The sequence below is a fragment of the Bradyrhizobium icense genome (assembly GCF_001693385.1).
GTDB classification, from domain to species: Bacteria; Pseudomonadota; Alphaproteobacteria; order Rhizobiales; family Xanthobacteraceae; genus Bradyrhizobium; species Bradyrhizobium icense.
Genome location: NZ_CP016428.1, coordinates 1193620 through 1205523, shown reverse-complemented (window position 1 = coordinate 1205523; position 11904 = coordinate 1193620). Strand labels below are relative to the sequence as shown.

The window sequence follows — 11904 nt, the reverse complement described above, 5'->3', positions numbered from 1 at the left end:
GGATCTCGAGAGCTGACGCCGCGTAGCTGACACTTGGATGCTACGGATGCTGCGTTACCGCCATTTTCGGCGTTCGGGCAGGCGCTTGTTTGTCGCGCGACAATTTCGTCCAACTGCACGTTCGAGGTTCTTCAGTCATTTTCGTCATGCCCGTGCCAGTGGGATGCAGCATTGATCATCGACAGCCGATGTTTCAGACGGCTATTCGGAAATCCTGTAGTTGAGGCCGTGGTCCGAGAGCTGCAGCAGAAAACTAAAGGACGGCATTCGAGCTCCGAGCGTCGGTGGACGAAGGCATGTCGCGCCAAAACGCTTGCAGCATCGATTACTGTTCAGCTCCCACTGCAGACCTCGACCGTGTTGGCTTAGGTCGACGTGATAACTTTGCCTGGATTGCACTGGTTGACGGAAGCGGTGTTCGATCCTGCGATTTCGGGGCCGACATTGCTGTCGTTGTGCAGCCGCCATTGCTCCAAACAGCCAGCGCTTTTGCCCCATCGGACACGCGCTTTCTGGACTTACCGGAGCTCGTATACACACCAGGGCGATCGCCGCTCATCACGACCTTCTCCCTCCTCCGATTCGCGTCCCCCGGGACGGTACAGCACCCTTCCTTCCGACTACCGTGACGAGATTGCACATGGTCGCCGGCTTTCATACCTGTTAACCTTATCAGGTACCCGAGGCGCGCCGCCCCCGGTGCCCCTCTCGCGTCCCGCACCTGAGGATCGACGGTGAGGACGAAGAATACTGAATCGCCACGTCTGCTCGTCAGCAACCGCTCAGTTGAGTTGGCCATCTGGCTGTCAATTGGGTCTATTTTCCTCTTCGACATTTGGACACACCCCGAAAACGTATCGGCCTGCTTTGCATACGCGATTCCGATTCTCCTGAGCTTGTTCGAACTGAAGCCACGGCCATTTTTCTATGCCGCAACGGCGACCGCACTATCGATCGCCGGATCTTTCGCGGTGCCCTCGGGCGATTTACCCCTGGCGGCAGTGCTCGCCAACCGCTTCATTGCCATCGCCACCCAGTGGGTCGTTGCAGTGCTGGTCAAGGTGCAGTACCGGCGCCAAGTCGACATGCAGCAGCAAGCCGAATACCAGCGTCGTTTCGTGGCCATCCTCTCGCACGAGATCGGCACCGCCCTTACGACCATTACAGGTCAGGCATACCGGCTTGCCAGGCTCTCAGAACGGATTTCTCCGAACGACCTGAAAGCACGCGCCGAAAAGATCCGCAGTGCTGCGGAGCGCATCGAGGGGATCGTGGGGCGGGTTCAATTCGCATCGTCGCTGGGCGACGGTACCATTCCGGTTGGGCGGCGGGCGATCGACGTCGGGCTCCTGCTCGCCACACTCCTGGACCAGCTAAAGGAGGAGCAGCGATGCGGGAATATCGAATTGCACGCTTCGTCCGAGCGCCAGTTCGTTGAAGGTGACGAAATGCTGCTTCGACAATTGTTCGAGAACATAGTCCTGAATAGCGTCAAGTATTCTCGCTCGTCCGACGCGCCGATTTCGGTCCACATAGCCGCGCACGCGGCCGTGATTCGCATCTCAATCGTCGACCGAGGCGGCGGCATCGCGCCCGATGAATTGCCGATGGTACGGGAACCCTTCTACCGCGGGAAAAGCAGCAGAGGGACCAGTGGAGCGGGCCTGGGCCTTTATTTCGTCGAACGCATCGTTGAAGCTCATAACGGACGCCTTCTCATAGAAAGCGATGTTGGGGCGGGCACGCGGGTAATCATAGACCTCCCGCAAAGCAGGGATACGAAGCCTTGACGAAATGCCGCCCGCGCGTCCTATGCATTGAGGATGATCCCGCAACGGTCGACCTGCTGGTCGAGGTCTTGGAGGATGAGGGATTCGAGACTGTTGTCGCCACGGATGGTGTCGAAGGGATCAGACAGTTCTCTCGTCATCCGGATCTCATCCTGTGCGACATAGACATGCCGCACATGACCGGATTCGATGTCCTCGCCGCCTTCCGTAAAGGCGTCGGGCAGCTGCACAATGTTCCGTTCCTGTTCATTACCGCGTACGGCAGCCGCGAAAGTCATCTGCAGGCACGCCGGTTGGGATGCGACGACTTCATTACCAAACCACTTGATTTCGAGCTGTTGGTGGAGATCATTCGGGGCCGTCTTGCGCAACATCCAAGGCAGGAATCCGTCGATTTTTCGCTAACCGATCGGGAGATCGAGGCACTGACCTGGGTTGCGAAAGGGAAATCGTCCGCCGACATTGGTGTGCTGATGAACGTAAGCGAGCGGACCGTCAATTTCCATGTGAACAATGTAATCCGCAAGGTCGGTGTGGCGACGAGAGTGCAGGCGGCGATCCGTTGCGCGCTCCTGGGGCTCATCGAGCCTTGATACCGTCCAGGATGCGGACGGCTAGACTTCGCAGCTCTGGGAGCGACCCGGCTCTTTACTGATACCGAAGCCGCGGCATTGCACCACACTGTCAATCTTTACAGTTGGCTATGTTCAAAGCTCAACTCAATCTCACGCCAAGGGAGGCGAAGCGTCGTGGCTTGGAGAAACGACTATGCCCACCGGACCTTGGGGCCCGCCTCCTTCACACTCTCAGCCGCCCGATCTGGAGGAGTACATCCGGCGACTCCAGGATTGGGTCAAACGGAAGTACCCGGGAAGCAATTTAAGCGGCAAAGGCATTGCTCTTTTGGCACTGGCGTGCGTCCTTGTGTGGGGCGCCTCGGGCTTCTTCCGCGTTCAAGCCGATGAGCACGGAGTCGTATTGCGGTTCGGCAAGATCAACCGCCTGGTTCAGCCGGGCCTGAGCTATCGTTTACCCTATCCCATCGAACAAGCGCTGACGCCGAAAGTCACTCGCATCAACCGGGTCGACATCGGAATGCGACTGGCCGGAGATACACGCCGGGTGGCGGTCGGGGAAGAAGTGCCCGAGGAAGGATTGATGCTCACCGGCGATGAAAACATCGTCGACGTCAATTTCTCCGTGTTCTGGCGCGTCAGCCCTGAGCGCAATGGCACGATCGACTACCTGTTCAACGTACGCAATCAGGAAAGCACGGTAAAGGCGGTCGCCGAAAGCGCCATGCGCGAGGTGATCGGACGTTCGCTGCTCCAGCCGATCCTGACCGAGGGCCGGCAAATCGCCGAAAGCGCCGTTCACGAGCTGATGCAGTCCACTCTCGATCAGTACGGCGCCGGCATTCTGATCACACAAGTGCAGTTGCAGAAGGTCGACCCGCCCCAACAAGTCATCGATGCGTTCCGCGACGTGCAGGCCGCGCGCGCCGATGCGGAGCGGGTGCAAAATCAGGCGCAAGCCTATGCAAACCGCGTCATCCCCGAGGCACGCGGGCAGGTAGCGCAGATCGTCCAGGCCGCCGAGGCCTACCGGGAGCAATCGGTCGTGGAGGCGAAGGGCCAAGCGGCTCGGTTTCTTCACGTCTATAATGAGTACGTCAAAGCCCCCCTGGTCACCCGACGGCGCCTGCACCTCGAGGCCATGGAACGCCTGTTCGCCGGCAAGGACAAGATCATCATCGATGCTGATGCCGGCAATCCTGGAGTAGTGCCATATCTTCCGCTCAACGAGCTAACGCGGCAGACGCGGCGATCGACAGCAGCGGATGACATGCGCAGAGGGGAATTGCGATGAGACCCAGCGCGATCTATGCCAGCGCGCTCGCCATTCTTGCGGCCCTGGTCGCGTACAGCTCTCTTTTCAACGTCCATCAAACCGAACAGGCGCTTCTGCTCCGATTCGGAGAGCCTGTACGAGTGATAATGGAACCAGGCCTCAATGCGAAGTGGCCGTTCATCGACGGGGCGGTCTACATCGACCGCAGAGTTCTTGACCTGGAAGCTCCCGTCCAGGAAGTAATCGCGTCCGATCAGAAGCGTCTGATCGTCGATGCCTTCGTTCGCTATCGCATTCTCGATCCGCTCAAGTTCTTCCAGACGGTCAATTCGATTGAAGGTGCCAATTCTCGCCTGTCCACATTGGTGATTTCGTCGCTGCGCAGAGTCCTCGGCGAGTCCAGCTTCATAAAGGTCGTCCGGGACGAGCGTCCGCAGTTGACAGGGCGCATGCGCGAACAGGTCGATCGGGAGGCGGCCGCCATGGGCATTTCCGTCGTGGATCTGCGGATCCGCCGCGCTGACCTGCCGGAGCAAAACAGTCAAGCCGTTTACCAGCGCATGGAAACCGAGCGCCAGCAAGAAGCCGCGGAGTTTCGCGCGCTCGGCAGTCAACGCGCCCAAGAGATTCGTGCAAAGGCAGACCGGGAAGTCACGGTTCTGGTAGCGGAGGCGAACTCCAAGTCCGAGCAAATTCGCGGTCAAGGTGACGCCGAGCGAAACGCGATCTTCGCTGCAGCTTTCGGCCAGAACGAGGACTTCTTCACCTTCTATCGCACCATTCAAGCCTACGAAAAGGGATTTGCCTCCGAGGACACGCGCATGCTGCTCAAGCCTAACTCGACCTTTTTTCAGTATTTCGGGAACGAAGCAGGCAACGCAACGCAGAGATCAGATGCAGAATAGGCAATGCCCGGGCGGTGCCGGTACGGCGCATTCAGCGCTTGAAGGATACCGTCTTACTCCGGTGCCCGCGTGCCCGGCGAGCGGAGCCATTCGTTTAGCCGAGATGCAGTTTCCATCTGTCGCGCCCGCCGCAGGAGCAGCTCGCGAGCCATGCCGGGCTGTGCCTCGCTTGCCGCCTCTCTGAAGCGCTTGGCCTCTTCCGCCAGCCGCTCCTCGAAAGTCTTCTCGTGTTTGATGCGCCGTCGTGTTGGCATGTCCGTGATCCTCTTTCACGAGGACCATTGAAATCCCGTGCCGGATCGCCGTCTGTCCGGCACCAGACTCACCGGGCAGGCTGCTTGCATTCGCAAATAAGTCGGAGCCCGTAGTTTGCCCGTCTTGCCGGAACCCGATTCTCGGGGCGTCGTGGTAGCGGCACTTTCCGGGAGCGAACCATGCTTAAAACCCTTCTTGTGATGGCGGCCATCACCATCACCATCATCGCCGGCGCCGCGATGATCGCAATTTCCGAACTCCTCACCCGAGCGCGCCACCCGCAAGCCGGTCCGCCGCCGCGGCGCCGGGCGTTTTAACGCGCCCCGCACTCGCAGCGTAGCCTTTGTTGCAGGCCATCGGCAGAAAGGGCCCCAGCGGCGGCGCTGAGGTCGTTTCAGCGAATGTCGCATCGGGGAAATGCGACAGACGATCCAATGCGGGTCGCAGATTTTCGTTCCTATCGCGCGATGGCGCTTCTCCGCCCGCTTGCCAGCCAGTCTTCTCGATCGTCTTCGTCACGGCGGCAAAAAGAGGTCGCTCAACAAGGCCCTTTTGCCCGCGCGACTGTGCCAATTCTGGTCAGCCACGCTGTCGGATCACATGGGTGACTAGGTTATTTCAAGCAGCATGCGGGTTAACAACCGTGTACCCGCGTAACGAGCGCGCATGAATTCTCGTTGCCTGGCCGCCCGAGTTCGCGTCGTATGCCATCCACGTATCGCCTTCGACATGTCGCTCCAGAACGAAAACGTGCCCACGTCGCGCAGCGACCATTCCGGGTGCGGGCGATGTCCGTGGAAAGCGCAGCCAGTTGGATGCGAGATTCAGACCAGGCACGATCCGGCCGAAAACACGTATGGACGCACCGCAACCGCAGAACGAGCGGGGACAACCGGCCGGACGACCGCCGACGGTTTGACCGCGATTGACATTCACGTCCGCGAATTCGCGACGGTAATTCCGTGCGGCCGCTCGATGTGGGTAAGAACTAATCCGCTCACGACGGGGCTGCGAAGACGAGAAGTCGCAGGGCATGGTCACATTGCATTCGGGTATTTGAGCGGTGCGGGAAGGACGGGCTTCCGAAGCGATAGACCCGGTTACAACAAGGACAGACGCAACGAGGACTTGTTTAAGCATGCAGGACTCCGAAGTGAACGGTCCTGCCCCGCAATCAGAAGCCAATAACAGTTTGGCGAAAATGCGTTTGGAGCGGCCTGTAGTTCCATGTGCGGACCCCTCACCTAACCGCGCCTGAACGTTTGGTTCACAACGTGTTCATTCGCTTTGCCGTTAGTAATCCGCGGGAGGACCGGGACATGGCAAATGCGAATAACCGTTTCGATGCGATAGGTGTTGTCGTCGATTGGATCGATGCGTGTAAGCAGCGGCGCCTCGATGCACTATTGGACCTGTATGACGATGCGGCCACCGTGGAATGCTGCGAGGGCGGCAGCTTCAACGGTCGATCAGAGATGGAACGATATTGGCGGCCACGGCTCGCCAGGGCGGGAAACGACGCGTTCGCTATCGACGCATTGATGCCCGAGGAGGACGGCATTTCACTGGATTATCGCGGTTACGACGGCAGGCTGATGAGAACGCATTTCCGCTTCACGCGCTCCGGCAAGATCCAGCTCACGGCGTGCGAGCCCGTAAAATCCGCCGCATAGCGACGGACGTCCAGTGGCTATCGTGGCGAATGACGCTGCACTGGTGGCCAGCCCGAACGCGCCACGTTAATTCCTCGCACCGGACAGCGAAGCCTCATCTGCGTTTTCGCAGCTGAATGCGACCGATCGCCGCCAGGATAAACCCGCGCGGAAACAGCCGCAGCAGAAGCGGCACGATCTTGATGCCGAGGCCGGGCAGCACGACGCGCTTGTTCTGCATCAACCCGCGATACCCTGCGTACGCGACATCAGATGCCGAGACGTTCAGGATTTCATGCTCGAGTCCGGGTTCAATGCCGGCCCGCGCTTGAAATTCCGACGATACCGAACCGGGACAGAGCGCCGTCACGCGCACGCCGAGTGGAGCGAGCTCCTGGCGCAGCGCCTCGCTGAACGACAGGACATAGGCCTTGGACGCATAGTACACCGCCATCCCTGGGCCCGGCAGAAAGCCGGCCAGCGAACCAAGATTGAGGATGCCGCCACGATGCCGGATCATGCTCTCGGAAAACCGTAACGACAAATCGGTCAACGCGACGATGTTGACGGCGAGGATGCCGAGCTGCTCCGCCCGATCAAGTTCGGTCGCATAGCCGAAAAGACCGAAGCCCGCATTGTTGACGACGAACTCGACCTCCACGCCTTCCACGGCCAGGGCCGCGGCAATGTCGTCGCAGGCCTCGGGGTGTTCGAGGTCGCAACAAATCAAAATCGGCGCCGTACCGCCAGCGGCGACGATTTCGCTCGCCAATGTCGTCAGGCGATCCCCGCGTCGGTCGACCAAGGCTAATCGATGCCCGTTTGATGAGAAAACGCGCGCCAACTCAACGCCTATTCCCGCCGCTGCACCGGTAATCAGCGTGACACGCTCAACCATGCATTACGTTCCCGGCGGGACAACGGTCATCTGCAAGCAGCACCTGAAACCGGCCTGTAACGTGATCGGGGACGCTCCGGTTCCGCTCACGCGACGTTGCGGCTCGTCGCATTGAGATGAAGTTTTGCGTCAGATCCCCAGCACCCAGATCGCGACGATGGTGCCCACCGTCGCGAGTCCACTGATGGTCCATCCGGTCGCGTAGGAGATCTGGTCGTCGCCGGTGCCGCGCATTTCGTCGGCGCCTGTGGTTGCAGACCGCCACTGCATGGCATTGCTCCAAAAGCCTGCCCGCAAGTGTAACGTCGGCCCGGGTTCCCGGTTCCATTCAATTTGGAGGGAGGGTTTTCCAGCGAAGCATGCCCTCGGACTTGATCCGCGGGTGGACACCGGTTCGCGCCGAGAAAACGCGTCAGAACAAGAATCGAGAGCTCGGTTCTGGTTCAATCAGAACCGGGCTCTAATTTAGAGTCTTCGATCAGGCGGCGGAAAGCCGGCGCGCGTCGGATGGTGCGATCTCGTTTTCGTCGCCGACGATGATGGTGACTTTCCACCCTTCGCTGGCCCAGACCCGCGCTTTGGCGACGGCCACCAGCATGCTGCTTCGGTCCATTCTGACGGTCTCGTCCTTGCGTTCCGCCACGATCCTGTACGCCATGCCCACACCCCCTACGCACGTAGAACTACTGGGGAACGATGTTCGGTTACCGCTTTGGCCGCAATTTGCCGACAATTTGTCCAATCGGGGGCATGGTTAACGGCGTTGGGGACAATTCGGGCCCTATTTCGCGGCGTTTCGCACCGCAAGCGCCGGTCTGGTGACGCTATCCAGCCCCGTCAACATCAGCACCGTCAGCAGCGCGTTCTGCGGGCCGTACCAGGCGTTGGTCGGCTTGTACCATTCGTTGCGCGAGTGCCAGTTGCCGCCCTCGCCGCCGCCGCCGATGGTGACGGCCGGAATGCCGAGTGACATCGCGATGTTGGAATCGGTGGAAGAGCCGGCAAAGGTCGGCCCCGGTCCCTTTGTGACGGCAGAGACGGTGCGCTGGGTGGCCTGCACGATCGGCGAATCCATCGCGACGATGCCCGCCGGCCGGTCGCCGATCAGTTTCGCCTCGACGGTCATCTTGTCCGATTTCCAGCGCGCGTTTTCATCCGCCACCGCTTCCTTCACGAGTTCGAGCAGCCGCGCCTCGAGCTTGAGCAATTCTTCGGTCGAATTCGAGCGCATGTCGACTCTCATCCGCGCTTCGGCGGCGATGGCGTTGACCGAGGTGCCGCCGGTCACGGTGCCGACGGTAAACGTGGTCTTGGGATCGGACGGCGGCTGCAACTCGGAGATTTTTGCGATCGCCCGGCCCATCGCATGTGTCGCGCTCGGCAATCCGAATTCCTGGAACGAGTGCCCGCCGGGGCCCTTGAAGATGAACTCGTAGCGATGGCTGCCGGTCGCCTGGTTGACGACGCGGGTGATGCCGAGCCCATCGATCGAGATGAAGCCGTCGATATCGGTGTGATCGCGGAACAGCGCCTTCACGCCGCGGAGATTGCCGAGCTCTTCCTCGCCGACGGTGCCGACGAACAAGATGTCGCCGACGGTCGCGATCCCGTTTTCGTTCATGACCTTGATCAGCGACAGCAATGCCGCAAGGCCGCGTGAATCGTCGCCGATGCCGGGAGCCACGATCGCGCCGTCCTTTTCCTTCACCGTGACGTCGGTGCCTTCGGGAAACACGGTGTCGAGATGCGCCGACACCACGAGCTTGGGCCGGCCGCCGCCAGTGCCCCTGCGCAGCGCGGTCACATTACCTTCAGCATCGATCGACGCATTCTTGAGGCCGAGTTCCTGCATCCGCTTCTGAAAAAACTCGGCGCGGACTTTTTCCTTGAACGGCGGCGCCGGAATTTCAGTGATGCGCTTCTGTTCGGCAAAGGTCCGCTCGTCGTCGGCCTTGATATCGGCGAGCGTCTTGACGATTTTGGGATGGGCAAGAATGGCTTCCAGATCGGGCGCGGAAGCTTGCGCCGCGGCCTGCTGCACCAGGGCGTGCTGTGCGAGGGCGGCAAATGCAATGGCCAGAATCGATCGGGTGAGTGTCATCAGAATCTCCGTTCGCAGGGCTTCAGCCTGCGCTTAGGCCTGCATCCTTCAGCCGCTGCGCGAACCAGCCGGACAGGGCCTGATCGAGAACGCCGCTGGTATAGACTTCCGACATCGTGACGTGGGTCTTGCCCAGCGTCAGCAGCACGCCGATCCAGTAGGCGAACCACACATGCGGATCGGTCAGCGCGCGCAGCTTGTGCCGGTCATGTTCGAGCGGCTGATGGTTGGCCGATTTGCGCACCTCGACCGCAAGCAGATTGTTGGGAATGGCGCGCTGGTGCACCACGATGTCGGGATAGATGGATTTGGCGAGGTGATCGTCGGTCGAGACGGTGGATCCGTGCGGCAGCCGCAGCGTACGGTCGCCGAGCCGGTCGAATTCGCAGTCGATCTCCCAGCCCGGGAAGTGCTTTTCGAACTCCACCGCCAGCCGGTGCGTCAGCGCGCGCTCGCCGACATCCCGATCGAGCAGGAAAGTTTCGCGTGCGTAAAACTCCTGAAGTGCGGTGACGACCTTGTTCAGTTCGGTCTGCATGGCGCCTCCGCACCGTCATCGCGACGAAGCAATCCAGTCTTGTTTTCGGGCTTACTGGATTGCTTCGCGGAGCCTGTCATCGGGCGCGCATTCGCGCGACCCGTTGGCTCGCAATGACGATTTCACAACTACGGCATTCCGGCTAGCTCAAAACCTTCGAGGATCGCTCCCTACATCTGCACTTCGATCAGCCGCGGTCCCGGTTCGGCGACGGCTTCCGCCAGCGCCTTGTTGAAGTCGTCGGCATTGGCGACCGCACGGCCCGGCACGCCCATGCCCTTGGCAAGCGCCACGAAGTCGAGGTCCGGGCGGTCGATCTTGAGCATGTCCTGCGCGCGCTGCCCCGGCTCGCCGGCGCCCACGCCGTCGAATTCGCCGCGAAGAATCTGGTAGATCTTGTTGGCGAATACGATCGTGACGACGTTGAGGCCTTCGCGCGCCTGCGTCCACAGCGATTGCAGCGTGTACATCGCGCTGCCGTCGCCGACCATGCAGATTACCTTGCGGTCCGGGCACGCGACGGCAGCACCGGTTGCAACCGGCGTCGAGAAGCCGATCGAGCCGCCCATGTTCTGCAGCCAGTCGTGGGGGGCGGCGGCGGCCGTCGGCGGAAAGAAGCCGCGGCCGGTGGTGATGGATTCATCGACCACGATGGCGTTTTCCGGGATGGCCATCGCAATCGCCTGAGCGATCGAGGCATGCGTCAGCGCGCCGGTGGGCTTGGCGATTTCGACCATCTTCTGCGGCTGCCGGTCCTGCGGCTGCGCGTGCAGCGCGCCAGCCAGCGCTTCCAGCGCGGCGACGGAATTTTCAGCGCCCGAGGTCATGCGGTGGACCTCGCAGCCCTGCGGCTTCAGCATGCTCGGCTTGTTCGGATAGGCGAAGAACGCCACGGGGTCGTTGGCCTCGACCAATACGATATTCTTGAAATCCTTCAGGATCGGTAGCGCCTGCTCGATCACGTACGGTATGCGGTCGATCGCGAACCGGCCCCTGCCGCGCGCCATGCGCGGGTTGTAGGTCTGGCCCATCACCTTGCAGCCGGTCTTGCCCGCGATCTGGGCGGCCAGCGCCAGCCCATGCTCGGTCAGCGCGCTGCCGGTCATCAGCAACAGCGTCGACGCGCCGCCGTTGCGCAGCACCTTGGCTGCATGGTCCACAGCTTGCGCGGAGTAACTCGCGCGCTGGCTGTCCGCCGGCACCTGCGCGATGCCGTCGGCCTCGTTCCAGGCGGTGTCGGCAGGCAGGATCAGGGTCGCGATCTGCGGCGGCGAACTCTTGGCGGCGGCGATGGCCGCGGCGCCATCGGCGGCAACGGATTTGGCATCCGGCGAGGTCCGCACCCAGGACGACATCGGCCGCGCCAGCCCTTCGATGTCTGAGGTCAGCGGAGCGTTGTAGCCGATATGGTAGGTCGCGTGCTGGCCGACGATGTTGACGATGCCGGAATGGGCCTTCTTGGCGTTGTGCAGATTGGCAAGGCCATTGGCCAGGCCGGGCCCGAGATGCAGCAGCGTCGAGGCCGGCGTGCCCTTCATGCGGTAGTAGCCGTCGGCGGCCCCCGTCACCACGCCCTCGAACAGGCCGAGCACGCAGCGCATCCCCTCGACCCGGTCCAGTGCGGCGACGAAATGCATCTCCGAGGTGCCGGGATTGGTAAAGCAGACGTCCACACCGCCTGCGACCAATGTCCGCACCAGACTTTCCGCACCGTTCATGGCCTCGTTCCCCTTTGCGCTTCGTTTCTTGGAGCCGTGGACGATCAAACATTGTTCGCACGTTTCGTCAAAGGTTTAGCGGGACAATGCAGCCATCGCGTACGGCATGTTGCCTTTTTTAACCGCGCTATCTGAAAATGGCTGTGGTCACAGGCTCGTTGCTTGCACGATCGTCGCAATTATGGCCTGTCTCGAC

The 11904-nt window shown here is 61.1% G+C and carries 14 protein-coding genes; 6 read left to right on the top strand and 8 right to left on the bottom strand.

From position 1 onward, the window contains the following. Positions 1-734 precede the first annotated feature (734 nt). The 4 genes from LMTR13_RS05735 (at position 735) to hflC (ending at position 4546) form a co-directional block, all read left to right on the top strand. On the top strand, positions 735-1790 hold the full coding sequence (locus LMTR13_RS05735) for a sensor histidine kinase (protein ID WP_065727046.1): 1056 nt from the start codon (positions 735-737) through the stop codon (positions 1788-1790). Continuing rightward, positions 1787-2383 carry a response regulator transcription factor gene (locus LMTR13_RS05730; protein WP_065727045.1) on the top strand — a complete coding sequence of 199 codons (597 nt, stop codon included), beginning with the start codon at positions 1787-1789 and terminating at the stop codon, positions 2381-2383. The genes LMTR13_RS05735 and LMTR13_RS05730 overlap by 4 nt, the downstream gene beginning before the upstream one ends. 175 nt (positions 2384-2558) lie before the next feature. Next, positions 2559-3659, top strand: coding sequence for an FtsH protease activity modulator HflK (hflK, locus tag LMTR13_RS05725; protein ID WP_065727044.1), 1101 nt, complete (start codon positions 2559-2561; stop codon positions 3657-3659). Continuing rightward, the gene (hflC, locus tag LMTR13_RS05720; protein ID WP_065727043.1) at positions 3656-4546 is read left to right on the top strand and encodes a protease modulator HflC; all 891 of its coding nucleotides are present in this window, start codon (positions 3656-3658) and stop codon (positions 4544-4546) included. Before hflK ends, hflC begins: the two co-directional genes overlap by 4 nt. 53 nt (positions 4547-4599) lie before the next feature. Here the strand turns inward: hflC and LMTR13_RS05715 are convergent, their stop codons facing one another. Continuing rightward, the gene (locus tag LMTR13_RS05715; RefSeq protein WP_065727042.1) at positions 4600-4800 is read right to left on the bottom strand and encodes a hypothetical protein; all 201 of its coding nucleotides are present in this window, start codon (positions 4798-4800) and stop codon (positions 4600-4602) included. Between the two features lie 180 nt (positions 4801-4980). Between LMTR13_RS05715 and LMTR13_RS40280 the strand changes: the two genes are divergently transcribed. Further along, a complete protein-coding gene (locus tag LMTR13_RS40280; protein WP_156795447.1) occupies positions 4981-5118 on the top strand; it encodes a hypothetical protein in 138 nt (45 codons plus the stop codon). A gap of 301 nt (positions 5119-5419) precedes the next feature. Here LMTR13_RS40280 and LMTR13_RS43505 read toward each other — a convergent pair whose 3' ends face one another. Then, positions 5420-5941, bottom strand: coding sequence for a hypothetical protein (locus tag LMTR13_RS43505; protein WP_083218751.1), 522 nt, complete (start codon positions 5939-5941; stop codon positions 5420-5422). A gap of 134 nt (positions 5942-6075) precedes the next feature. Between LMTR13_RS43505 and LMTR13_RS05710 the strand changes: the two genes are divergently transcribed. Beyond that, entirely contained in the window at positions 6076-6474 is a 399-nt protein-coding gene (locus tag LMTR13_RS05710; protein ID WP_236843286.1) for a nuclear transport factor 2 family protein, read from the top strand. A 94-nt stretch (positions 6475-6568) separates the two neighbouring features. Here the strand turns inward: LMTR13_RS05710 and LMTR13_RS05705 are convergent, their stop codons facing one another. The 6 genes from LMTR13_RS05705 to LMTR13_RS05685 form a co-directional block, all read right to left on the bottom strand. Then, positions 6569-7351 (bottom strand): SDR family NAD(P)-dependent oxidoreductase, encoded by a 783-nt coding sequence (locus LMTR13_RS05705; protein WP_065727040.1) that lies wholly within the window; start codon positions 7349-7351, stop codon positions 6569-6571. A gap of 129 nt (positions 7352-7480) precedes the next feature. Next, entirely contained in the window at positions 7481-7621 is a 141-nt protein-coding gene (locus LMTR13_RS41505; RefSeq protein ID WP_197521010.1) for a hypothetical protein, read from the bottom strand. Between the two features lie 208 nt (positions 7622-7829). Then, positions 7830-8009, bottom strand: a complete 180-nt coding sequence (locus LMTR13_RS05700; RefSeq protein ID WP_065727039.1) for a hypothetical protein — start codon at positions 8007-8009, stop codon at positions 7830-7832. Between the two features lie 123 nt (positions 8010-8132). Then, positions 8133-9452, bottom strand: coding sequence for a M20/M25/M40 family metallo-hydrolase (locus LMTR13_RS05695; protein ID WP_065727038.1), 1320 nt, complete (start codon positions 9450-9452; stop codon positions 8133-8135). Between the two features lie 22 nt (positions 9453-9474). After that, positions 9475-9990: a hypothetical protein gene (locus LMTR13_RS05690; RefSeq protein WP_065727037.1), complete on the bottom strand. Its 516-nt coding sequence runs from the start codon at positions 9988-9990 to the stop codon at positions 9475-9477. Positions 9991-10160: 170 nt separating this feature from the next. Beyond that, the gene (locus LMTR13_RS05685) at positions 10161-11708 is read right to left on the bottom strand and encodes an acetolactate synthase large subunit (protein WP_065732453.1); all 1548 of its coding nucleotides are present in this window, start codon (positions 11706-11708) and stop codon (positions 10161-10163) included. Positions 11709-11904: the final 196 nt, after the last annotated feature.

What these genes read in the sequence shown, in the direction of transcription:
- hflK (WP_065727044.1), top strand. Translation starts at nt 2,559, where the DNA reads ATGCCCACCGGACCTTGGGGCCCGCCTCCTTCACACTCTCAGCCGCCC.
- hflC (WP_065727043.1), top strand. Translation starts at nt 3,656, where the DNA reads ATGAGACCCAGCGCGATCTATGCCAGCGCGCTCGCCATTCTTGCGGCC.
- LMTR13_RS05715 (WP_065727042.1), bottom strand. Translation starts at nt 4,800, where the DNA reads ATGCCAACACGACGGCGCATCAAACACGAGAAGACTTTCGAGGAGCGG.
- LMTR13_RS40280 (WP_156795447.1), top strand. Translation starts at nt 4,981, where the DNA reads ATGCTTAAAACCCTTCTTGTGATGGCGGCCATCACCATCACCATCATC.
- LMTR13_RS43505 (WP_083218751.1), bottom strand. Translation starts at nt 5,941, where the DNA reads ATGCTTAAACAAGTCCTCGTTGCGTCTGTCCTTGTTGTAACCGGGTCT.
- LMTR13_RS05705 (WP_065727040.1), bottom strand. Translation starts at nt 7,351, where the DNA reads ATGGTTGAGCGTGTCACGCTGATTACCGGTGCAGCGGCGGGAATAGGC.
- LMTR13_RS41505 (WP_197521010.1), bottom strand. Translation starts at nt 7,621, where the DNA reads ATGCAGTGGCGGTCTGCAACCACAGGCGCCGACGAAATGCGCGGCACC.
- LMTR13_RS05700 (WP_065727039.1), bottom strand. Translation starts at nt 8,009, where the DNA reads ATGGCGTACAGGATCGTGGCGGAACGCAAGGACGAGACCGTCAGAATG.
- LMTR13_RS05695 (WP_065727038.1), bottom strand. Translation starts at nt 9,452, where the DNA reads ATGACACTCACCCGATCGATTCTGGCCATTGCATTTGCCGCCCTCGCA.
- LMTR13_RS05690 (WP_065727037.1), bottom strand. Translation starts at nt 9,990, where the DNA reads ATGCAGACCGAACTGAACAAGGTCGTCACCGCACTTCAGGAGTTTTAC.
- LMTR13_RS05685 (WP_065732453.1), bottom strand. Translation starts at nt 11,708, where the DNA reads ATGAACGGTGCGGAAAGTCTGGTGCGGACATTGGTCGCAGGCGGTGTG.